At 64.9% G+C, this 21,710-nt stretch carries 24 protein-coding genes; 13 read left to right on the top strand and 11 right to left on the bottom strand.

Annotation, left to right across the window (positions count from 1 at the left end; genetic code table 11):
- Window positions 1-178: 178 nt before the first annotated feature.
- On the bottom strand, window positions 179-637 hold the full coding sequence (locus K289_RS0112005) for a cupin domain-containing protein (protein ID WP_027551738.1): 459 nt from the start codon (window positions 635-637) through the stop codon (window positions 179-181).
- A 98-nt stretch (window positions 638-735) separates the two neighbouring features.
- Here K289_RS0112005 and K289_RS0112000 point away from each other — a divergent pair, with 98 nt between their 5' ends.
- The 6 genes from K289_RS0112000 (at window position 736) to K289_RS0111975 (ending at window position 5,447) form a co-directional block, all read left to right on the top strand.
- Window positions 736-2,289 carry a winged helix-turn-helix domain-containing protein gene (locus K289_RS0112000; protein ID WP_027551737.1) on the top strand — a complete coding sequence of 518 codons (1,554 nt, stop codon included), beginning with the start codon at window positions 736-738 and terminating at the stop codon, window positions 2,287-2,289.
- Between the two features lie 536 nt (window positions 2,290-2,825).
- Window positions 2,826-3,299 carry a TerB family tellurite resistance protein gene (locus tag K289_RS0111995; RefSeq protein WP_027551736.1) on the top strand — a complete coding sequence of 158 codons (474 nt, stop codon included), beginning with the start codon at window positions 2,826-2,828 and terminating at the stop codon, window positions 3,297-3,299.
- A gap of 2 nt (window positions 3,300-3,301) precedes the next feature.
- Window positions 3,302-3,661 (top strand): hypothetical protein, encoded by a 360-nt coding sequence (locus tag K289_RS0111990; RefSeq protein WP_027551735.1) that lies wholly within the window; start codon window positions 3,302-3,304, stop codon window positions 3,659-3,661.
- Window positions 3,658-4,296: a TerC family protein gene (locus K289_RS0111985; protein WP_027551734.1), complete on the top strand. Its 639-nt coding sequence runs from the start codon at window positions 3,658-3,660 to the stop codon at window positions 4,294-4,296. Before K289_RS0111990 ends, K289_RS0111985 begins: the two co-directional genes overlap by 4 nt.
- A gap of 35 nt (window positions 4,297-4,331) precedes the next feature.
- Window positions 4,332-4,916, top strand: a complete 585-nt coding sequence (locus K289_RS0111980) for a TIGR00645 family protein (protein ID WP_027551733.1) — start codon at window positions 4,332-4,334, stop codon at window positions 4,914-4,916.
- A 153-nt stretch (window positions 4,917-5,069) separates the two neighbouring features.
- Complete coding sequence (locus K289_RS0111975; RefSeq protein ID WP_027551732.1) at window positions 5,070-5,447, top strand: hypothetical protein; 378 nt, start codon at window positions 5,070-5,072, stop codon at window positions 5,445-5,447.
- 13 nt (window positions 5,448-5,460) lie between these two features.
- Here K289_RS0111975 and K289_RS0111970 read toward each other — a convergent pair whose 3' ends face one another.
- Together K289_RS0111970 and K289_RS0111965 are read right to left on the bottom strand one after the other, a co-directional pair.
- The gene (locus K289_RS0111970) at window positions 5,461-5,835 is read right to left on the bottom strand and encodes a winged helix-turn-helix domain-containing protein (RefSeq protein WP_027551731.1); all 375 of its coding nucleotides are present in this window, start codon (window positions 5,833-5,835) and stop codon (window positions 5,461-5,463) included.
- Between the two features lie 110 nt (window positions 5,836-5,945).
- Window positions 5,946-7,028: a substrate-binding domain-containing protein gene (locus K289_RS0111965; RefSeq protein ID WP_027551730.1), complete on the bottom strand. Its 1,083-nt coding sequence runs from the start codon at window positions 7,026-7,028 to the stop codon at window positions 5,946-5,948.
- Window positions 7,029-7,140: 112 nt separating this feature from the next.
- Here K289_RS0111965 and K289_RS0111960 point away from each other — a divergent pair, with 112 nt between their 5' ends.
- Both K289_RS0111960 and K289_RS0111955 read left to right on the top strand, forming a co-directional pair.
- Window positions 7,141-8,625 (top strand): aldehyde dehydrogenase family protein, encoded by a 1,485-nt coding sequence (locus K289_RS0111960; protein WP_027551729.1) that lies wholly within the window; start codon window positions 7,141-7,143, stop codon window positions 8,623-8,625.
- Between the two features lie 190 nt (window positions 8,626-8,815).
- Window positions 8,816-9,079, top strand: coding sequence for a hypothetical protein (locus tag K289_RS0111955; protein WP_027551728.1), 264 nt, complete (start codon window positions 8,816-8,818; stop codon window positions 9,077-9,079).
- A gap of 21 nt (window positions 9,080-9,100) precedes the next feature.
- Here the strand turns inward: K289_RS0111955 and K289_RS0111950 are convergent, their stop codons facing one another.
- From K289_RS0111950 to K289_RS44240, 3 genes are all read right to left on the bottom strand, one after another.
- The gene (locus K289_RS0111950; protein WP_027551727.1) at window positions 9,101-9,892 is read right to left on the bottom strand and encodes a membrane protein; all 792 of its coding nucleotides are present in this window, start codon (window positions 9,890-9,892) and stop codon (window positions 9,101-9,103) included.
- A gap of 68 nt (window positions 9,893-9,960) precedes the next feature.
- Complete coding sequence (locus K289_RS0111945; RefSeq protein ID WP_084788596.1) at window positions 9,961-10,299, bottom strand: hypothetical protein; 339 nt, start codon at window positions 10,297-10,299, stop codon at window positions 9,961-9,963.
- A gap of 128 nt (window positions 10,300-10,427) precedes the next feature.
- A complete protein-coding gene (locus K289_RS44240) occupies window positions 10,428-11,177 on the bottom strand; it encodes a membrane protein (protein ID WP_035684470.1) in 750 nt (249 codons plus the stop codon).
- A 221-nt stretch (window positions 11,178-11,398) separates the two neighbouring features.
- Between K289_RS44240 and K289_RS0111935 the strand changes: the two genes are divergently transcribed.
- Both K289_RS0111935 and K289_RS0111930 read left to right on the top strand, forming a co-directional pair.
- Complete coding sequence (locus K289_RS0111935) at window positions 11,399-12,061, top strand: response regulator transcription factor (protein WP_027551725.1); 663 nt, start codon at window positions 11,399-11,401, stop codon at window positions 12,059-12,061.
- Window positions 12,058-13,377 (top strand): ATP-binding protein, encoded by a 1,320-nt coding sequence (locus tag K289_RS0111930; protein ID WP_035684467.1) that lies wholly within the window; start codon window positions 12,058-12,060, stop codon window positions 13,375-13,377. Before K289_RS0111935 ends, K289_RS0111930 begins: the two co-directional genes overlap by 4 nt.
- Before the next feature lie 3 nt (window positions 13,378-13,380).
- Here the strand turns inward: K289_RS0111930 and K289_RS0111925 are convergent, their stop codons facing one another.
- On the bottom strand, window positions 13,381-14,277 hold the full coding sequence (locus K289_RS0111925; protein ID WP_027551723.1) for an alpha/beta fold hydrolase: 897 nt from the start codon (window positions 14,275-14,277) through the stop codon (window positions 13,381-13,383).
- Window positions 14,278-14,458: 181 nt separating this feature from the next.
- Between K289_RS0111925 and K289_RS0111920 the strand changes: the two genes are divergently transcribed.
- The 3 genes from K289_RS0111920 to K289_RS0111910 are packed head-to-tail and all read left to right on the top strand — an operon-like array spanning window position 14,459 to window position 17,987.
- Window positions 14,459-15,847, top strand: a complete 1,389-nt coding sequence (locus tag K289_RS0111920) for a class II 3-deoxy-7-phosphoheptulonate synthase (RefSeq protein WP_027551722.1) — start codon at window positions 14,459-14,461, stop codon at window positions 15,845-15,847.
- 4 nt (window positions 15,848-15,851) lie between these two features.
- Window positions 15,852-16,205 (top strand): diacylglycerol kinase, encoded by a 354-nt coding sequence (locus tag K289_RS0111915; protein WP_027551721.1) that lies wholly within the window; start codon window positions 15,852-15,854, stop codon window positions 16,203-16,205.
- Between the two features lie 24 nt (window positions 16,206-16,229).
- Window positions 16,230-17,987, top strand: coding sequence for an NAD+ synthase (locus tag K289_RS0111910; protein ID WP_027551720.1), 1,758 nt, complete (start codon window positions 16,230-16,232; stop codon window positions 17,985-17,987).
- A 24-nt stretch (window positions 17,988-18,011) separates the two neighbouring features.
- Here the strand turns inward: K289_RS0111910 and K289_RS0111905 are convergent, their stop codons facing one another.
- Genes K289_RS0111905 through K289_RS0111890 form a run of 4 tightly spaced genes read right to left on the bottom strand, consistent with a single transcriptional unit; the run spans window position 18,012 to window position 21,630 of the window.
- Window positions 18,012-18,404, bottom strand: coding sequence for a cytochrome C oxidase subunit IV family protein (locus K289_RS0111905; protein ID WP_027551719.1), 393 nt, complete (start codon window positions 18,402-18,404; stop codon window positions 18,012-18,014).
- Between the two features lie 9 nt (window positions 18,405-18,413).
- Window positions 18,414-19,136: a heme-copper oxidase subunit III family protein gene (locus K289_RS0111900; RefSeq protein WP_027551718.1), complete on the bottom strand. Its 723-nt coding sequence runs from the start codon at window positions 19,134-19,136 to the stop codon at window positions 18,414-18,416.
- Window positions 19,137-19,150: 14 nt separating this feature from the next.
- Entirely contained in the window at window positions 19,151-19,855 is a 705-nt protein-coding gene (locus tag K289_RS0111895) for a cytochrome c oxidase subunit 3 (RefSeq protein WP_027551717.1), read from the bottom strand.
- On the bottom strand, window positions 19,852-21,630 hold the full coding sequence (locus K289_RS0111890; protein ID WP_027551716.1) for a cbb3-type cytochrome c oxidase subunit I: 1,779 nt from the start codon (window positions 21,628-21,630) through the stop codon (window positions 19,852-19,854). Before K289_RS0111890 ends, K289_RS0111895 begins: the two co-directional genes overlap by 4 nt.
- Between the last annotated feature and the right edge of the window lie 80 nt (window positions 21,631-21,710).

Genomic DNA, 21,710 nt, shown 5'->3' with positions numbered 1-21,710 from the left:
CTGTTTGGGGCCAGGGGCAGGACCCGTTGCAGCCTCGTGCCGGGAATTGCTGATGGAACTGGGCACAGGAGTGGAGCTTCGGTCTCATCAGCCGACGTCAGATTTATCCACTCCCTTCAGGGAGGGTGCACGGACTTCCGCGCGAAGGCGGGACGATCAAGCCAGGATGACGGGGCGACTAACTCCTGAGTGCCGATAGCTGATCCGTGTCATAGCGGGCCCGCAATTTCGCGATCTCAGCGGGATCGGCCGCGCCGCCGCGCGCCACGATCTCGGCCAGCTCCTCGAAATAGCGCTCATGGCCGGGCGGCGACACCGTCATGAGCACGCGCGCGATCTTGTCGGACGAGTTGCCGATGTTGTGCGGCACCCCAGGGGGAAGAAACAGATAGGTGCCGGGCGTGGCGCGCACGCGTTCGTTGCCGACCTGCCAGTCGCACTCGCCCTCCAGGACATAGAACGTCTCCTCCTGCACGCGATGGACATGCAGGCCGGTCGAGAAGCCGGGTGGGATCATCCACTCGAACATCGAGGTGTGTCGCGTGTCGTTGCCGGTGACCAGACACGTCATGGGATGGCCGGCAAGCCTGACCTGCCTGCCTTCACCGGGTCTGCGGATGATCGGCTTTGCACTCATCTCCAACGCTCCAGTTGCCGTGATGGGGGCTTCAGCCTGCTCCTGCCGCCTCCAAAGGTCGTGAAAGACCTCCGAAATTGGTGCAAAATATCCCCGAAATGGCCCCGCAGCCCGCACCAGACACTTACAAGTTCGGCGCCTTTGCACTCGATGCCGAGACGGGCGCGCTGTTTTGCGGCGGCGCGCCAACCTTGCTCGGCCGGCGGGGCGCCGCGCTGCTGCGCACCCTGTTGGAGCGCGCCTCATCTCCCGTGAGCAAGGACGCGCTGATGGAGGCGGCGTGGCCGGGGCTCAATGTCGAGGAAAGCAATCTCACGGTGCAGATCGCCGCACTCCGCCGTGCGCTCGAACAGGACGACGGCGGCCGCTGGATCGAGACGTTGCCGCGTCGCGGTTACCGCTATGTCGGTCCGCCAGTGACGCGCGTCGAGGCGAATGCGAACGAAGCCGCGCACCGGGCCGCGTTGTTGGTGCCGGTCAAGCCTTCGGTCGCCGTGCTGCCGTTCGAACATTCCCGCGAAGCCGCCTGGTTCGCTGACGGCATGGTCGACGACATCATCACGGGGCTGTCGCGCATCAGATGGCTATTCGTGATCGCGCGCAATTCCAGCTTCGTCTGGCGGGACCGCGTCGCGGACGTCAAGCAGGTCGGCCGCGATCTTGGGGTACGCTATATCCTGCAGGGCAGCGTGCGGCGCGCCGCTGACCGCCTCCGCATCAATGCGCAGCTCGTCGATGCCGCAAGCGGCACCCATATCTGGGCCGAGCGCTATGACCGCACCGTGGGCGACTTGTTTGCCCTGCAGGACGAGATCGCGCTCGCCGTGGTCGGCGCGATCGAGCCGAGCCTGCGCCGCGCCGAGGTCGAGCGCATCCGGCGCAAACGCCCCGACAGTCTCGACGCCTACGAACTCGTGCTGCGCGCCCAGCCGGATGTCGACTCCGGCATGCCTGATCGTGCTGCGCTCGCGCTGCCGCAGCTTCAGCGGGCCTTGGAGTTCGATCCCAGTTACGCGCTCGCTCACGGCCTCGCCGCGATGAGCTATCACAATCGCTTTCTGCGGGCAGGGCTGAGGGAAGAGGACCGGCTGGCGTCAGTCCGTCACGCGCGACTTGCAATCGAGCACGGGCGCGACGATGCGCTCGCGCTGACCTTTGCCGGCTTCTCGCTCGGCATGGATGCTCATGACCGCCAGGCCGCCTTCGCCGCGTTCGAAGCGGCCCTGGCGCTCAGCCCCTCGACTGCGCTGGCCTGGATCCTCGGCAGTGTCGTCGCCGGCTGGGCCGGTCAAGCGGAGCGCGCCATCGATTGGAGCGAGCGCGGCATGCGCCTCAGTCCGTTCGATCCCTGGGCCTTTGCCGCCTACGATGCGCAGGCGCTCGGCCATTTCTGCAGGGACCGCCATGCGGAGGCGGAGAGCGCGGCCTACAAGTCCAATCTCGCCAATCCCGCGCATAGCATCACCTGGGTCCAGCTCGCAGCGTCGCTGGCCGCGCTCGGCCGGCTTGAGGAGGCGAGGGCGGCGGCCGCGTGTGTTCTCGAGTTGCAGCCGACTTTCCGCATCGCCAGCCAGTTCGCCGGGGTCGATTGCGCGGCGGAGCTCGCATCGAAGCTCGGTCGCGCGCTGCGCGCAGCCGGCCTGCCGGAGTGATGTGGGCTCCGTGCAGCAACGCTACCGCGTAGCAGCGCGTTCGGGACACGAGAGTGATGATGCCGCTATCCCACAGTCCGTCATTGCGAGCGCAGCGAAGCAATCCAGTCTGTCGCTCCGGAAAGATTCCGGATTGCTTCGCTGCGCTCGCAATGGCGGTGTTGATGCAGTTGCGTACTATGCTCCCCCGCTGTCGTCCTGGCTTTCGCCGGGACGACAGCGGTGAGTGCGGCATTGCGTAGCAGTCGCGTCTAAGCCGGCTTGTCCGAACACGGCAACATGGAATCGATGCGGCTGCTGGTCGCATGCGCGGCGCCTTGATTCCGGTCGGCTCACCGTTATCTCTCACGAGAACAAGAATCCGGGCCCCTCTGGCGAGGACGCCGACATCGTCGGCAAACCTCGCGATGTCGGATGACCTGTCCCGCGCGCGAATGCGATGGATCGGCCGATGGTCGGGCCCAGCCTGTCTGTTCTTTCCGACATCGTCCCCATCGCAGCTCCACGCGGCCATTTGCCAATGATGAGGAGCAACGATGTCTGACGCCAACCATTCAAATCCGCTCGAGATCGAGATCACGGAGCCGTCCCGCCTCAATGAGCAGGCTGCGGCGGCGCTGGTGATCGCCGGCGCGCTCGTCGCCGTGGCCGACCGACGCGTCTCACCCGTCGAGCGCGACGAGGTGATCCGCTTCATCAGGGATCGCGACCTGGCGCCGCACATCGGCGATGACAGGCTCATCACGATGTTCGACGAGCTCGCAGAGCGGCTCGAACAGCCCGACTTCGCCAACGTGGTGATCGACACGCTGCGCCCGGTCTCGGATCTGGCGCTCGCATCTCATCTCATGGATCTGTCGGAGCGCGTCGCGGCAGCGGACGAGGACGTGCACCCTCATGAGGTGCAGGCGATCAAGCTGCTGCGCCTGCTGACGCTGGTATTGCCGCGGGCAAAGCAGGTCCCCTCCGGCGCCGTGCGCGCTGACAAGCCTGCGGCGTCTGCGGGGTAGGTATGAGCGCGGCTCCGGACGAGCGTGCGACGCGTGACGGCGCCAGCGGCCAGCCGGTCGGCGGCGACCCGCGCTTTGATGCGCTCGTTCATCGCCTGCCGCCGCGCATGGCCGACTCCGTCTCCTATCTGCTCAGGCCGTCGAGCCGCTGGGTCAGGATTCCCTCCGGCGCGCTGCTGGTCGTCGGCGGCGTGCTCTCCTTCCTGCCGGTGCTCGGCGTCTGGATGCTGCCGCTTGGCCTGGCACTACTTGCCGAGGACGTGCCCGCGCTGCGCGCGTCGCGCTCGAAGGTCCTGGATTGGGTCGAGCGGCGCAAGCCGCACTGGCTCGATCCGTCCGCACCGAAAAATGATCCGTCATGACTGAATTCCTCACCGCCGACGCGCTGGCTGCGCTCTTCCAGGTCGTGCTGATCGACCTCGTGCTCGCCGGCGACAACGCCGTCGTCATCGGCCTCGCCGCGGCCGGCCTGCCGGCCGACCAGCGCCGCCGCGCCATCATCGTCGGAATCGCGGCAGCCACGGTGCTGCGCATCGTCTTTGCCGGTGTCGCGACCCAGCTCCTGCAGGTGATTGGCCTATTGCTCGCCGGCGGCGTGCTGCTGTTGTGGGTGTGCTGGAAGATGTGGCGCGAGCTGCGTGAACAGGCTTCGCACACGAGCGGGCTTGCGTTCAGCCATGGCGGCGGCGCGAGCGCCGCGGCGGCGCCGCGCAAGACCTTCGGCCAGGCGGCCCTGCAGATCGTTGCGGCCGACGTCTCGATGTCGCTCGACAACGTGCTGGCCGTTGCAGGCGCCGCGCGCGAGCATCCCTACATCCTCGCCTTCGGCCTCTTGCTGTCGGTCGCGATGATGGGTGTCGCCGCGGATCTGCTCGGCCGCGTGCTGCAGAAGCAGCGGTGGATCGCCTATGTCGGCCTCGCCATCATCGTCTATGTCGCCGTCGAGATGATTTATCGCGGCTCGCTCGAGCTCGCGCCGGTCATCGCGAGCCTGTGAGGCTCGACCTTCCTGTCCGCAATCCGGAGCAATCAATGACGTCCCAACGCCTGGCACCTTCCGCGCGCTCCGAGCGCCAGCCGCCGATCGGCCTGTTTCCGAGGCTGATCTTCGGCTCGCGCTGGCTGCAGCTGCCGCTCTATGTCGGCCTCATCGTCGCGCAGGCGGTCTACGTGCTCCTGTTCCTGAAAGAGCTCTGGCATCTCGCCGTGCACTGGTTCGACGTCAACGAGCAGCAGATCATGCTGACCGTGCTCGGGCTGATCGACGTCGTCATGATCTCGAACCTGCTGGTGATGGTGATTGTCGGCGGCTACGAGACCTTCGTCTCCCGCCTGAACCTGCGCGGTCATCCGGACGAGCCGGAATGGCTGAGCCACGTCAATGCCAGCGTGCTCAAGATCAAGCTCGCAATGGCGATCGTCGGCATCTCCTCGATCTCGCTGCTTCGAACCTTCATCGAGGCGGGTAATCTCGGCACGACGCGCAGCAATTTCACCGAGACCGGGGTGATGTGGCAGGTGTTGATCCACCTCACCTTCATCATCTCCGCGATCGGAATCGCCTGGGTCGATCGCCTCGCCGAAAGCGCGTATCGCAAGGAGGCGGGGCACGGCTGAGGAGGATAAGCCTGCGTCGCGATCTGGAACGTCTCGAAGTGCGTTCCTGCAACCTGACCGGTTCGAGGGATTCCAGAAATCCGCGGCTGGACGATCGCGCCACTATCGATATATCCTGAAGAATATAGCGATGGTGCGGTTCCGGAATTTGCGATGGAAATCAAGGTCAGATCGCTCACGACCTGCGAGGTTGCGGCCGATGGCGGCGCGATCTCGCTCGGCTTCGAGGATGCGGCGGGAAATCCGGCCGCCGTCAGCATCTCGCTCAACCAGGTCGGCGCGCTGCTCATGACCTTGCCCGGCCTGCTCGAAGCGGCGCTCAAGGCCCGCTACGGTGATCAGAGTCTGCGCTATGCGTATCCGCTGGCGTCCTGGGTGCTGGAGCAGTCGACCGATACAACGCAACGCATTATCACGCTCGCGACTGAAGACGGTTTCAAGGTGCGTTTCTCGATCCCGAAGACCGAGCAGGGCCCGTTGGGCGAAGCCCTGACCCAGCCGATGCCCGTGGTGACGGTACGGCCGAACTAGCCACCGGGCGCGATCAGGATTTGCGCGAACGGGCGATGTCAGTCTTAAGCGCCTGCAGTTCCTTGCGCACCGCGCGTGCGGCGTCGCGCTCGATCTTGCGGTAGCGTGCGACGAGGGCCGCGCCGAACGGCGTCAGTATCGCGCCGCCGCCATTCTTGCCGCCGGCCTGCGGCTCGACCGCAGCGCGCCCGCAGATGCGGTTGATCTCGTCAACGAGGTCCCATGCACGCTTGTAGGACATGTCCATGGCGCGGCCGGCCGCCGAGATCGAGCCGTGCTGCCGGATCTGTTCCAGGAGCTCGATCTTGCCGGGTCCGATCCGGTCCTCGCTGTCGAGGTCGATACGAACGCTCAGTTGGGGAAGCGCCTTGGCGCTCGCGCGCGGCATGATTGGGTCTCTTGGGCAAACTGCGCCAAAGATTGCCACTCTTGCCCGTAGCGGACAAGGTGAGGGCGCAGGATATTCAGAGCGAGCCTCGGCGCGAGGCTGCCAATTCATCACCGCACCGCGTGCATCTCCAGAAAGGCCTTCACGCCGGTGACAGTGCCCGTATCCGACGGCACATAGCCGGGAAGGGTGGCCACCGCAGCACGAAAATCGGCGCTGCGGATGATCTCGAGAATGCGCCGCATCGGCTCGGTGTCGAGGAACGCGCGCTTGCAGACGAAGAAATAATCCTCGGTGAGGATCCGGATGAAATCGAGGCCGAAATGCCGGGCAGCGGCCTCGACGCCGAAGCTCGCATCCGCCATGCCGCTCGCGACATAGGCGGCGACCGCGGCATGGGTGAACTCGATCTGCTGTGCGCCGTTGATGCGGCTCTCGTCGATGCCGTGAGCTGCGAGCAACTGGTCGAACAGAAGGCGGGTGCCGGAATCATGGTCGCGGTTGACGAAGCGCACCTTCGGAGCGGTCAGATCCTCGATCGATCCGATATGAAGTGGATTGCCGCGCGCGACCATCAGCCCCATCTCGCGCGTGACGAAGCTGATGATGCGATCCTCGCGCGGATCGAGCCACTCGCGTGCCGCCTTGATGCCCTGCGCGCGCAACGCGCCGTGCGGCAAATGCAGGCCGGAGAGGTCGCAGGCGCCTTGCGCCAGCGACACCAGCGAATGCTGGTTGCTGACATAGCGCAGGTCGACGCCGATGCCGGGCTCGCGGTCGAGGAATTCGCGCAGCTTGGCCACCGCAAAACCGTGGCTGGCATGAACGCGGATCACCGAAGGGCGCTGCTCGAGGAACGGCTTGATCTCGCTCGCAAGCTCCTGCGCGAGATTGTCGAGCTGTGGGCCAAGCCGGGCCTGCATGCGCTCGCCGGCCCACACCAGCCGCTCGCCGAACGGCGTGAGCCTCGAGCCTTTGCCGCGCTGGGTTTCGACCAGCGGCGTGCCGAAGAATTCCGACCATTGCTCGATCAGATTCCAGACGTGCCGGTAGGAGAGCTGCGCGTCGTTGGCGGCGCTGGTGATCTTCCCGGTCTTCCGGATTTCATTGAGCACGCCGAGCATGACCACCGCGCTGCGCGGGCTGCCTTCCCGGCGAAACCGCCATACGGCCTCGATCTCGATCTGAAGCATGGCAATCTTTATGAAGTTGATTTCATATCTGGTGGGTCCATAGGCAAATCATATCATATTTACAGCAGTCAATAGTCTCCTAGGTTGGTATACCAAAACAGGAGGAAATATGATGTCTGTTGCATATGACTTTGCGCACTCGCCGGCCAGCGAGTTCATGTCCCGGCCGCAGCATCTCTTGATCGATGGCCGCCGCGTCCCTGCCAGCTCCGGGCGCAGCTTTAAGTCCCTCAATCCCGCCACCGGACAGGTCATTGCCATCATCGCCGAAGGCAACGAGGTCGATGTCGATCATGCGGTCGCCGCTGCGCGTCGGGCCTTCGAAGGCCCCTGGCGCACGATGCGCGCTTCCGAGCGCGGCCAGATCCTGATGCGGTGGGCACAACTCCTCAAATCGCACGCCGACGAGATCGTCGAGCTGGAGTCGATCGACGCGGGCAAGCCGATCGCGGCAACGCTGCGCCAGGATTTCCCGGCGGCCGTTGACACACTGATCTACTACGCCGGCTGGGCCGACAAGATCAGCGGCGACGTCGTTCCCGTGCGCGACGATGCCTTGACCTACACCGTGCGCGAGCCGGTCGGCGTGGTCGCGGCGATCGTGCCCTGGAATTTCCCGCTGATGATCGGCATGTGGAAGCTCGCACCCGCGCTCGCCTGCGGCTGCACCGTTGTGATGAAGCCGGCCGAGCTGACCTCGCTGTCGGCGCTACGCATTGCAGAGCTTGCCCTCGAAGCCGGCGTTCCGGCCGGGGTCTTCAACGTCGTCACCGGTCCTGGCCGCGTCGTCGGCGATGCCCTGGTCAATCATCCCGATGTCGACAAGGTCACCTTCACCGGCTCACCGGGTGTCGGGCGCGGAATCATGAAGGGCGCCGCCGGCAACTTCAAGCGCGTGTCGCTCGAGCTCGGCGGCAAGTCTGCCAACGTCATCTTCGACGACGCCGATCTCGAAGCCGCATCGAAGGCGGCGGCCTCCGGCATCTTCTTCAACGCGGGCCAGGTCTGCTCGGCCGGCTCCCGCGTGCTGGTGCAGGAGAAGGCCTATGACGAAGTCGTCGAACGGCTCGCCGCGCGCGCGAAATCGCTCAGGATCGGCGATCCGCTCGACCGCAAGACGACGCTCGGGCCGGTGATCTCCGAGAAGCAGATGAAGTCGATCCTCGATTATGTCGACATCGGGCAGAACGAGGGCGCAACTCTCGTCACTGGCGGCCAGCGGGTCGGCGAGCGCGGCTATTTCATCAGTCCCGCGGTGTTTGCGAACGTCGAGCACGAGATGCGGGTCTCGCAGGAGGAGATTTTCGGACCCGTCGTCAGCGTCATCAAGTTCAAGGATGAGGCCGACGCGCTCAGGATCGCCAACGGCACGGCCTACAGCCTCGCCGCCGGCGTCTGGAGCCGCGATATCGGCAGGCTCCAGCGTTTTGCCAAGCGTGCGCGGGCCGGCACGGTCTGGATGAACACCTACGGCTATACCGACGTGCGCCTGCCCTGGGGCGGCGAGCGCGACTCCGGCCTCGGCCGCGAGCACGGCACCGCCGCCATCGACAATTTCACCGAGCCCAAGGCTGTCTGGATGAACCTGGCCGTCTGATAAACCTCCCGAGCCGGCCAGCCCTGGAGCCCGCCTGATCGTCCGGTCAGGCGGGCTTCCTTTTCGAGATCGATAAAATCGTCTGCAATCCGCTCAGCGGTGGCAAACCCTGCGGATAAGAACCGCGCCGCCTTAAACCCGAGTTTTGGAACCGACATGCATCCTCCCTGGAAAAGGGCGGGGCATCAACATGGCTATTCTCAGAGAGGTCGTCGTTGCGATGGCGGGGGTCTATGCGCTCCTGTTCGTCTGCGACGCCTTGTTCGGCGTCGGCGAGACGCGCTTCGACGACGCCTACTACAGCAGCGATTTCTACGCGCCGCGATCGAAGGAGTTTCGCTTCGCAAATGGCACGACGCCGGCAGCGCGCGTCAGCGACGCCTTCGCGCAGTTCACGCCGATCGAAGCGAAGGCCGGCAGGCGCTATTCGTCCCTGACGACGATCATTCGCTAGCCAGATCCTTTCACCTGTCTCTCAGGCTTGCTCCGCCGTCTGACGATGGCCTGGATGCTGACCCGCACGTTGTGGGATCAGCAGCAGGCATACGACGATGAAAACGGCGATCACGGCGGAGGCCAGCGGCCTGCTCAAGGCCAGACCGCCGTGATCGAGCGGCTTGTCGAGGAAGTCGCCGACGGTGGCGCCGAGCGGACGGGTCAGGATGAAGGCCGCCCAAAACAGCGCGACGCGTGACACGCGGGTCCAGAAATACAGCGCTGCAACGAGGGCCAGTCCCGCCGCGAAGATCAGCGCGCCGCCGCCGTAGCCCATGTCGCGGGTGTCGGCGATCCAGTCCCCGAGCGCGGTGCCGAGCGTTTGTGAGAAGGTGATCGCGGCCCAGTAAAAGGCCTCCGCGCGCGGTGTGCTGACGCTATTGACCGAGATCGTTCCCTCGGTGCGATACCAGAGGCCAAGCACCAGCACGAGACAAGTGAGCAGCAGCGTCGATCCCCCGGTATAGCCGATGCCGAGCGAGCGGTCGGCGAGGTCGGCCATCGTCGTGCCGAAGGTGGTCGACGCGACGATGGTTGCCCAGTACAGCGCCGGATGGAATCTGTGCGTCCGGATCTGCGCCGTGACCAGGACGATCATGGCGACCAGGAACAGGCAGGTCCCCGCGAGGTAACCCCAGTTCAGCGTCATCGTGACGGTGTCGCCGCCGGTCTCGCCCAGCGTGGTAGCGGCGATCTTGATGATCCAGAAGCCGAGCGTGACTTCGGGGACCTTGCTTTCACTGATGATGCTCCTCTTGGTGTGATCTTGCATGGTGTCCTCTTTTGCTGCGTCAGCCGGGTAACGCGGCTGACGCTCGAGATTTCCGGTGTGCGTGAGCGTCAGGTTTTCGCGACGCTGTCCATGACCGCGAGCAGATCGGCGACCGCCTGCTTGCATTTGGCAGCATCGGGCGTGCTCGTGCGCAACGCCTCCAGCGCGCGGTCGATGGCCTTGTCGACGGTGTGCCAATCCGCTGCCGCACGCGGCTTCAATCCCGCTTCGGCCTCGTCCCATTTGGTTTCGAGGTCCTTGGCCCGGGTCTTGGCGCCGGGAAGGTCACCCTTGTCGATCAGCGCGGCGACGTCGACCGCGATGGTTCGGAACGGCGTGAGATCGCCGAGCTTGGCTGTCGCGGCCTCCGCGAGCGGAACGAACGTGATGTGCTGGGTCGCGTGCATCCGCGGTTCGCCAGCGAATGTTGTCGCCAGACAAACGGCTATGGCGGATATCAGTTTCATCATCATGTGGTTTTCTCCTGTTGTGCTCGTCCGGCTCTGCCGGGAGCGGTGAAGACTTGAGATCGGAGCTATTGCGCGGGGCCGGCCCGGCGGGTCCCGTCGCCTTCGAATGTCGCCCAGGCGACGAGGCCGACGATCAAGGTCAGGAACGCGATGCTGGTCTGGATCGTGCCGAGGCCCATGCCGCCATAATCGCGCGACTGCGACAGCAGATCGCCGAGCGAGGCGCCAAGGGGGCGGGTGAGGATGTAGGCGAGCCAGAAGGTGAGGACGGGGTTCGCGCCGATGTAGTACGAGAGCGTCGCCGCCGCGATTAGCGTTCCGAACGCCACGACGCCGAGTTGGAAGCCGAGACCGAGCGCTTCCGTTGCCAGGTCGCCTGCGGCCGTGCCGAGCGCGAAGGTGAACAGAACCGCTGTCCAGTAGAACAGCTCGCGACGTGTCGTGACGATGGTGTGGATCGACAACGTACGCTCGGTGCCGTACCAGACCGCAAACGCGGCTGCGAGCGCGCAGGCGAAGGCAGCGGTGCTGATATAAAGACTGACCTCGAGCTTGTCGGTCAGGAGATCGGTGAGCTGCGTACCGACGACGCTGACGAGTACGACGGTGAGCCAGTAAATCCAGGGCACATAAGCGCGGCGGCTCAGTTGCAGAAGGAGCGCGACGGTTAGCAGGCCGGTCATGCAGATCGCAGTCAGGCTGGTGCCGAGGCCGACGTGCACCGCGAGATAGTCGGCGCCGGTTTCGCCGACCGTGGTCGAGAGAACCTTGATGGCCCAGAAGATCGCCGTGACCTCCGGAACCTTATTCAGCATCCGTCTTGCGCCATATCGCGACACGTCCAAATCTCCCAAAACCGATCTCGCATCGAAGCGATGCGGACCGTCGCGCGGTTGACTTAGGCCCAGATTAGAAATCAGAATTTTCAGAGCGGGACGGCTTTCGCCGCAATTTGGGCCTGCTGGCGCTCCCTAACCCTGCGCTAAGTCGGAGCGGCCATGGTTTTGAGGCCGGACGGCCCACGAAGGATTGACGCTTGCGGGTGCTGCTGATCGAGGACGACAGGATGGTTGGAGCTGCCGTTGAGCAGGCGCTCAGGGACGCGGCCTATGCGGTCGACTGGGTGAGGGACGGCGAGACCGCGCTGCTTGCTGTCGCGAATGAATCCTACGAGGTGCTGCTGCTCGATCTCGGCCTGCCGAACGCGGACGGTCGGGATATCTTGCGGCGACTGCGCGCGGAGGGCCGCAGGCTCCCCATCATCATCGTGACGGCGCGCGATGCGATCGATGACAGGATCGAGGGGCTCGATCTCGGCGCCGATGACTATCTCGTCAAGCCCTTCGAAATCCGCGAGTTGCTGGCGCGCATGCGCGCGGTCACGCGCCGCGAGGCCAGCGGCTCGCCAGCGCAGCTCGGCAACGGAACGCTCAGCCTCGACCCGGCAAGCCGCGAGGCCTCATACCTGACGAAGTCCGCGGTGCTCACAGCGCGCGAATTCGCGCTGCTCCAGGCGCTGCTGTCGCGTCCGGGGACGATCCTTTCGCGCGGCGAGCTCGAGCGGCAGATCTATGGATGGAACGAGGAGGTCGCGAGCAACGCGATCGAATTCCTGATTCATGCGGTGCGCAAGAAGCTCGGCGCGGATGCGATCCGCAACGTGCGCGGGGTCGGCTGGATGGTGGACCGGCGCCCATGATCAGGTCCTTGCGAGGCCGTCTCTTCGCGGGCCTCACCGCAATCATCCTGCTGACCGGACTGGCCGGCGGCCTGTTCGCCCATCACTGGGCCTTCAACGAGGCTATCGAGATGCAGGATTCGGTCCTGATCCAGATCGCCGGCCTCGTCCAGAGCGGCAGCCTCACCGGTGGCCGCGAGCTGCATGGCGTGGATGAAGATGCCGAGGTGTGGCTGATCGATCAGCCTGCGGCGCCGCAGGCCGCTGACGACGGGCTCAAGCAGCTCTGGAGCCTCAAGGACGGTCTCGCGCTGGCAACGCGAAAGGGGCAGCCGATCCGCGTGCTGCTGGGGACGCGGCCTGATGGCACCCGGCTCGCGGTGGCGCAGCGTACCTCCGTGCGCGACGAGATCGCGAGCGACATGGCTTTTCGCACCGTTCTGCCGATTGCTGCCCTCATTCCCTGCCTATTGCTGGTGACGGCGATCGTCATCGCGCGCTCGCTGCGGCCGATGGTTCGTGTTGCCGACGATCTCGACGGACGGCGCGCCGACGACATGACGTCGCTACCGGTGGCGCAAATGCCGAGCGAACTGCATCCTTTCATCGCGTCGATCAACGGGCTCTTGCAGCGCGTGCGTCTTTTGATGGACCAGCAGCGCCGCTTCGTTGCAGACGCCGCGCATGAATTGCGCACGCCGATCACGGCACTCAGCCTTCAGGCGGAGAATCTCGATCCTGTCGATCTGCCCGTCGGTGCGCGCGACCGTCTCTCCGCGCTTCGGCAGGGCATCCGCCGGACCATGCATCTGCTCGAGCAATTGCTCGCACTCGCAAGACAGGACGCGGGATCGCCTGACGAAGCGACGATGCCCGTCGTGGCGCTGGACCGTGTGGCGAAAGAGGTTGTCGCTGAAGCACTGCCCGAAGCCGTCAATCGCAGCGTCGATCTCGGCTTTGCTCGCGTCGAACCTGTCGCGGTTCGCGGTGAAGCCGTGATGCTTGCCGCCGTGGTCCGCAATCTCCTCGACAATGCGTTGCGCTTCACGCCCCATGGCGGGCGGATCGATGCGTGCGTGTATCGGGACGGTACTACGGCGATCCTTCAAATCGAGGACAGCGGGCCCGGGGTTTCGCCGGACGAGATTGGCCGGATTTTTGAGCCATTCTTCCGCGGACAGCGTCCGGAAGGCGATGGCGTGGGCCTTGGTCTCTCGATCGTCAGGCGGATCGTCAATCGTCTTGGCGGATCCATTGACGCCGTGAACTCGGCGGAGGCCGGCCGAACCGGATTGCGGGTTCTCGTCAAGTTGCCTGTGTCGGCCGATCGTGCCTGACCCTCACTCGCCCTGGATCCATTCCGCCGCGCCGCGCCACAGTGTGTCGCGGTGCTCGGGGCGGAAGAAGCCGAAATGGCCGATCGCCTTGGCGCCGACATCGGACGGTTTCACCGTCAACACCTCCGGCTTGATCGCGGTGAAGCCTTCGGCGAGCAGCTCGACCGCAGGCCGCGTCGCCCAGGGATCGTCGGAGAAGCAGAGCGCGCGCAACTCGCCGCTGAATTTCGCAAAATTCTCCAGCGCCGGCAGCTTTGCATCGAAGAGATAGCGGGGGCTCGAGACCCACTCGGCCCATTGCAGGAAGACGCCCTTCGGCAGGTCCTCGCCGATGCCGACCCAGCCGGGGGCGTAGCCGAGCATGTGGGCGAGCGGCACGCCGACGAAATTCATGAAGGCAAAGACGCGGTATTTCTCCGGCGGCGTCATCAGCCGCCAGGTCGCGGCCTGGGACGCCACGAACAGGGCGCGCATGACCTCACTGTTGTTCTCGATCAGCCCCAGCGCCTGGCCGCCGAAGGAATGGCCGACATAGGCAAAAGGCAGGGTGGTGTAGCGCTCGCGCATCCAGCGCACCGCGGCGGTGACGTCGAGCGCCGCCCAGTCCGACATCGAGGCGTTGAAGCCGACCAGCGATTTCGGCTGGTTGTAGCCGACCATCGCCGGCGGGCGCGAGCCGGCGATGCCGCGGTAATCATAGGTCAAGACTGCGCAGCCGCGGTGGGCGAGGTAGGAGGCGAAGCCCCGGTAAATCTTGCGGGGGACGGCGGTGGCCGAACTGATCAGGACGGCATGGCGCTTGGCCCCGCGCGGCAGGAACAGGGTGCCGGCCAGCGAATAGCCGTCGGTGGCCGGGAAGGTGATGTCGTCGACGAAGACGTCGTCCTGTGCCGCGTCCATGGGCAGTCGGTATCCTGCCAGTTTCGTTGCGGTTTACAGCAAATGCGAATTCGGCTTTTCTCGCAAGAGGTTGCAATGCGAAACTGATTTACAACTGGCGGTCGGTTACCAGCCTGTGTATAAGGCGGCCCTTCGCAACCCACAGATCAGGTTGTACTTTTTGCTTCACGGAGAGATTGCGATGTCCGAGCGGTGGACGCCCGAGAGCTGGCGCAGCAAGCCGGTGCTACAGGTGCCCGACTATCCCGACGCCAAGGCGCTGGCCGACGTCGAGGCGCAGCTTGCGACCTTTCCGCCGCTGGTGTTCGCGGGCGAGGCGCGCAACCTGAAGAAGGCGCTTGCCCGGGTCTCGGCCGGCGAGGCCTTCCTGCTCCAGGGCGGCGACTGCGCCGAGAGCTTTGCCGAGCATGGCGCCAACAACATCCGCGACTTCTTCCGCGTGCTGCTCCAGATGGCGGTCGTGCTGACCTATGCCGGCGCGGTTCCCGTGGTGAAGGTCGGTCGCATCGCCGGCCAGTTCGCAAAACCGCGCTCCTCGCCGACCGAGAAGGTGGGCGGCGTCGAGCTGCCGAGCTATCGCGGCGACATCGTCAACGACATCGCGTTCACGAAGGAAGCGCGCGTTCCGGATCCGCAGCGTCAGCTGATGGCCTACCGGCAGTCCGCGGCGACGCTGAACCTGCTGCGCGCCTTCGCCACCGGCGGCTACGCCAACCTCGGCAGCGTGCATCAGTGGATGCTCGGCTTCCTGAAGGATTCTCCGCAGTCCCGCCGCTACAAGGAGCTGGCCGACCGCATCTCGGACGCGCTCAACTTCATGCGCGCCTGTGGCCTCGATCTGGAAGCCCATCCCGAGCTCCGCTCAACCGACTTCTACACCAGTCACGAGGCGCTGCTGCTCGGCTACGAGCAGGCCATGACCCGCGTCGACTCCACCACCGGCGACTGGTACGCGACAAGCGGCCACATGATCTGGATCGGCGACCGCACCCGCCAGCTCGACCACGGCCATATCGAATATTTCCGCGGCATCAAGAACCCGATCGGCCTGAAGTGCGGCCCGTCGCTCAAGGCCGACGAGCTGTTGAAGCTGATCGACGTGCTCAACCCCGATAACGAGCCGGGCCGGCTGACGCTGATCGGCCGCTTCGGATCCGACAAGGTCGCCGAGCATCTGCCGAACCTGATCCGCGCCGTGAAGCGCGAGGGCAGGGTGGTGGTCTGGTCCTGCGATCCCATGCATGGCAATACCATCACCTCGACCACCGGCTACAAGACGCGCCCCTTCGACCGCATCCTCTCGGAGGTGAAATCGTTCTTCGCCATTCACGCGGCCGAAGGCACCCATGCCGGCGGTGTGCATCTGGAGATGACCGGCAAGGACGTCACCGAGTGCCTCGGCGGCGCCCGCGCGATCACGGACGAGGATCTCAACGACCGCTATCACACGGTCTGCGATCCCCGCCTCAATGCCGAACAATCCATCGACATGGCCTTCCTGGTCGCGGAGCTGCTCAAGCAGGAACGCGCCGGCAAGGTCAAGCCGATACCGACCGCAGCGGGGCTTTGAGACCTTGCTCCGGCTCTGGAAGGCCACGATCAATTCCCGTAACGGACTGGCCTTCGCATTCCGCTCGGAGCAGGCCGTCCGCGAGGAAATCTTTGCGCTCCTTGTGTCGCTGCCGGTCGCCTGGTTCATCGGCGCGACCGCGATGCGCGCGGTCGAGCTGGTCTGCGCGGTCGCGTTCGTGCTGGTGGTCGAGCTGCTCAATACCGCGATCGAAAAGCTCGCCGACCGCCTGACCATGGACCACGACAAGCAGATCGGGCGGGTCAAGGACATGGGCTCGGCCGCCGTCGGCGTGGCGCTGCTGATGGCCGGTGCATTCTGGATCTTCGCCCTCGTCGAGCGGTTGGGTTTCGTCTAGCGACAGAAGCGGAGCGTGGCGCCCATGACCGAACGTCTCAAAGAATTCGCGGTCACGCTCGCCCAGCTCAATCCGACGGTGGGCGACATCGACGGCAATGCCGCGAAGGTGCGCGCTGCGCGGGCGCAGGCCGTGGCCGATGGCGCCGACCTCGTGCTGTTTCCGGAATTGTTCATCGCCGGCTATCCGCCGGAAGACCTGGTGCAGAAGCCGGCCTTCCAGGCCGCCTGCCGCGCGGCGATCGAAAGCCTTGCGCGCGAGACCGCCGATGGCGGCCCGGCGCTGCTGGTCGGCACGCCCTGGGTCGAGGAGGGCAGGCTCTACAATGCCTGCGCGCTGCTCGACGGCGGGCGCATCGCCGCGCTGCGCTTCAAATGCAACCTGCCGAATTACGGCGTGTTCGACGAGAAGCGCCTGTTCGCGCGCGGACCCGCAGCGGGCCCCGTGACCGTGCGCGGCGTGCGGATCGGCGTGCCGATCTGCGAGGACATCTGGCTCGAAGAGTCCGAGGACTACGAGAACGTCGTCGAGACGCTCGCCGAGACCGGGGCGGAGATCATCCTGGTGCCGAACGGCTCGCCTTACGCCCGCGACAAGGGCGACGTGCGCCTGTCGGTCGCGGTGGCGCGGGTCACCGAAAGCGGCCTGCCGCTGGTCTATCTCAACCAGGTCTGCGGCCAGGACGAGCTGGTGTTCGACGGCGCCTCCTTCGCACTCAACGGCGATCTTTCGCTCGCCGCGCAACTGCCGGCGTTTGCGGAGAGCATCACCACGCTGCGCTTTGGCAAGAATGGCGACGATTGGCGCTGCACGGGTCCGATCGTCGAACTGCCCGAAGGCGACAAGGGCGACTACGCCGCCTGCGTGCTCGGCTTGCGCGACTACGTCGCCAAGAACGGCTTTCCCGGCGTGCTGCTCGGCATTTCCGGCGGCATCGATTCCGCGCTATGCGCAGCGATCGCGGTCGACGCGCTCGGCGCGGATCAGGTGCATGGCGTGATGCTGCCCTACCGCTTCACGGCAGCGACATCGATCGCCGATGCCGGCGAACTCGCGGGCCACCTCGGCATCCGCTACGAGGTGCTGCCGATCGCGGAAGCCGTAAACGGCTTCGAGAACATCCTCTCCGGCATCTTCAAGAATCTGCCGCCCGATATCACCGAGGAGAATCTTCAGGCCCGCACCCGCGGCACGCTCCTGATGGCAATCTCCAACAAGACCGGGTTGATGGTGGTGACCACCGGCAACAAGTCGGAAATGTCGGTCGGCTACGCCACGCTCTATGGCGACATGAACGGTGGCTTCAATCCGATCAAGGACATCTACAAGACCCAGGTGTTCCGGCTGGCGGCGCTGCGCAATGAATGGAAGCCGGACGGCGCGCTCGGGCCCGCGGGCGAGGTCATCCCGCCCGACATCATCGCGCGCCCGCCGACGGCTGAGCTGCGCGAGAACCAGACCGATCAGGACTCGCTCCCGCCTTATGATGTGCTCGATGCCATCCTGGAGCGTCTGGTCGAGCGCGAGGAGCCTTTGGACCAGATCATCGCAGCGGGCTTTGCGCGCGAGATGGTCGTGCATATCGAGCATCTCCTCAATGTCGCCGAATACAAGCGCCGCCAGGCCGCGCCCGGCGTGAAGGTGACGCGGAAAAATTTCGGCCGCGACCGCCGCTATCCCATCACCAACCGCTTCCGCGACAAGGGCGCGCCGCTGCCCGCGCCCGACGAGACGCTGGTCTCGCGCGGCAGCCGCGCCTCGATCGACGCGTTCGAGGGGTGACCTCGGAGACTGGGCCTGCCAGCGCTACGACGGGGTTCCGAAGAACAGCACCCGAAGCAAGTGGGTGTATTCGGATTCGAGCACCATGATCGTCACAAACACCAGCACCGCGATCGGCGGCGCCAGGATGGCATAGGCCAGGGCCAGCCGCTCCCAGGCCATGTGCATGAAGACGGCCACGATCAGGCCGGCCTTCAACACCATGAACAGCAGGATCAGCGACCACCTGAGATAGCCCTGCAGGCCAAAGTAGTCGACAAGGTAGGAGCACGTGCTGAGGACAAACAGCCAGCCCCAGACCACGAGGTAGAGCTTGATCGGGTGCTGCTGCCCCTTGGCGGGCACGGCTGCTGTTGCGACTGCGCCGTGCGCCGGAGCGTGGAGCTGGCCTTCCATGTGTACCGCCGCGTTTGTCATGCGCCGACCTCACCAAAGATAGAACAGTGCAAAGATGAACACCCACACGAGATCGACGAAGTGCCAATACAGGCCCATGATCTCGACGATCTCGTAATAGCCCTTGCGGCTGGTGAAGAAGCCGCGCCTTTCGACGTCGAAGTCGCCGCGCAGGACCTTCCGCGCAATGGCGATCAGGAAGATCACACCGATCGTCACGTGGGTGCCGTGGAAGCCGGTGATCATGAAGAAGCTCGCACCAAACTGCGGCGCGCCCCACGGATTGCCCCAGGGCCGGACGCCCTCCATGATCAGCTTGGTCCATTCGAAGGCCTGCATTCCGACGAAGGTTGCGCCGAAGGCTGCCGTGGCCAGCATCAGGGCTGCGGTTCTGACGCGATCGCGGCGGTAGCCGAAATTGACGGCCATCGCCATCGTGCCGCTGCTGCTGATCAGGATGAAGGTCATGATGGCGATCAGGATCAGCGGAATGTGCTTGCCGCCGAAGTTGAGCGCGAAGACTTCGCTGGGGTTGGGCCACGGCACGGTCGTCGACATGCGCGCCGTCATGTAGGAGAGCAGGAAGCAACTGAAGATGAAGGTGTCGCTGAGGAGGAAGATCCACATCATGGCCTTGCCCCAGGACACGTTCTTGAACGCGCGCTGATCGGAAGCCCAGTCGGCGGCGATGCCGCGCAAGCCTTCAAGACGTGCAGGCGATTGGCCCGGATTAGTCAGCACGGTCTCAGTCATCTGATCTCGCCTCCCTAACTCAGCAATTGGCGACAGATGTCGACGAAATTGTCGGTCCAGCCCGTGAGAAGCCCGAGCAGGACAAGCCAGACCAACAGCAGAAAGTGCCAGTAGATGGTGCACAGCTCCACGCTCAAGCGCAGGTCGGCGATCCCAGCGCCACGCCACACCTTGGCTGAGGTTCGGCCCAGCGCCACCAGGCCGCCCGTCAGATGTAGCCCGTGCACTGCGGTCAAGAGGTAGAAGAAGGAATTGGCCGGATTGGACGCCACGAAATATCCGGCCGCGTTGAGCTGCTGCCAGGCCAGGAGCTGCCCGGCGAGGAAAATCACGGCAGCTACGCCGCCCGCGAGCAGGCCGACCATGACGCCGTCAGCGTCGTCTCGCCGCGCGGCCATATACGACCATTGCAGCGCGACGCTGCTCAGGACCAGGACGCCCGTATTGAGCCACAGCAGCCGCGGCACGGGCAGCGCCCGCCAGTCCACCACGTTCATGCGCATCGAGTAGGCGCTGATGAAGAGGACGAACAACGCGCTCGCGACGGCGAGAAACACGCCAAGTCCGATCTTCGCTGCCGGCCAGGTCATGGCATCGCCGCCGGGGAAGTCACCGGCCGGACCTTCCTCCAGCCAGGGCTTGGCCGTCAGCCGCTGCTGCGACAGCCACCATCCGGCGATGAGAGCGATCACAGTCAGGAACAGGATGATGGCGCTCACGAAGCAGCTCCCTGAACGAGCCGCGTCGCGCGCGGCGGCTGGTTCTGCGGAATGAAGTCCTCCGCGGCGCCGGGCACGCTGTAGTCATAGGCCCAGCGGTAGACGACCGGGAGCTCCTTGCCCCAGTTGCCGTGCCCCGGGGGCGTCTCCGGCGTCTGCCACTCCAGCGTCGTCGCGCGCCACGGATTGCCGCCTGCGGCCTCCCCCTTGAACAGGCTCCAGGCGAGATTGAACAGGAACACCATCTGGCTGAAGCCGACGGTCAGGGCCACGATGGAGATGAAGGCGTTCAGTGAGTGGGCCGAGGGCGGGATGAATGCCGCGTCGCCGAGTTCGAAATACCGGCGCGGGACCCCGAGCAGTCCAAGATAGTGCATCGGGAAGAAGATCAGGTAGGCGCCGAGGAAGGTGACCCAGAAGTGAAACTTGCCGAGGACGTCGTTCAGCATCCGCCCCGTGACCTTGGGGTACCAATGATAGATCGCCCCGAGCACGACCATGATCGGCGCCACGCCCATCACCATGTGAAAATGCGCGACCACGAACATCGTATCCGAGAGCGGCACGTCGACGACGACGTTGCCGAGGAAGAGGCCGGTGAGCCCGCCGTTCACGAAGGTGATGATGAAGCCGAGCGCGAACAGCATCGGCACCCTGAGATGAATGTCGCCGCGCCACAGGGTCAGCACCCAGTTGTAGACCTTGATCGCGGTGGGGATGGCGATGATGAGCGTCGTGGTGGCGAAGAAGTACCCGAACTGCGGGAACATGCCGCTCACATACATGTGGTGCGCCCACACGATGAAGCTGAGCGCGCCGATGGCGACGATCGCCCAGACCATCATGCGGTAACCGAAGATGTTCTTGCGCGCATGCGCGCTGATCAGATCGGAGACGATGCCGAACGCGGGCAGGGCGACGATGTAGACCTCGGGATGGCCGAAGAACCAGAACAGGTGCTGGAAGAGCAGCGGGCTGCCGCCACCATATTTCGACAGCGTGCCCATCTCGACGAGCGAGGGCATGAAGAAGCTGGTTCCCAAGAGACGGTCGAGCAGCAGCATGACCGAGGCAACGAAGAGTGCAGGGAATGCCAGAAGCGCCATGACGGTCGCCGTGAAGATGCCCCACACCGTGAGGGGAAGACGCATCAGCGTCATGCCGCGGGTGCGCGCCTGCAGCACCGTGACCACATAGTTCAGCCCGCCCATGGTGAAGCCGATGATGAACAGGATCAGGGACGACATCATGAGAATGATGCCCCAATCCTGCCCGGGCGTTCCGGAGAGGATTGCCTGCGGCGGGTACAGCGTCCAGCCGGCGCCGGTGGGCCCGCCGGGCACGAAGAATGTCGAGGCCAGCACCAGGACCGCGAGCAGGTAGACCCAGTAGCTCAGCATGTTCACATAGGGAAAGACCATGTCCCGGGCGCCGACCATCAGCGGGATCAGGTAGTTGCCGAAGCCGCCCAGGAACAATGCGGTGAGCAGGTAGATCACCATGATCATGCCGTGCATGGTGATGAACTGGAGGTACTGGTTGGCATCGATGAAAGAGAAGGTGCCGGGGAATCCCAGCTGCAGCCGCATCAGCCAGGACAGCACCAGGGCCACCAGCCCGATGGCCGAGGCTGTCAGCGCGTACTGAACGGCGATCACCTTGGCGTCCTGCGAGAAGACATACCGTGTCCACCAGCTCCTCGGATGATAGAGCTCGACATCAGGTACTTCGGCAGGCGGGATGCCAGCGATCCCTTCATATGGAATATCGACCATAGAAAAACCTCCTCGGTCGTTTCCATCGGGGGCGACGAGTTGGCCTCACGCACCCGATCTATCTTCGCGGCGGCACCTTG

The organism is Bradyrhizobium sp. Cp5.3 (assembly GCF_000426265.1).
GTDB classification, from domain to species: Bacteria; Pseudomonadota; Alphaproteobacteria; order Rhizobiales; family Xanthobacteraceae; genus Bradyrhizobium; species Bradyrhizobium neotropicale.
This window is presented reverse-complemented; position numbering and strand designations above follow the sequence as displayed.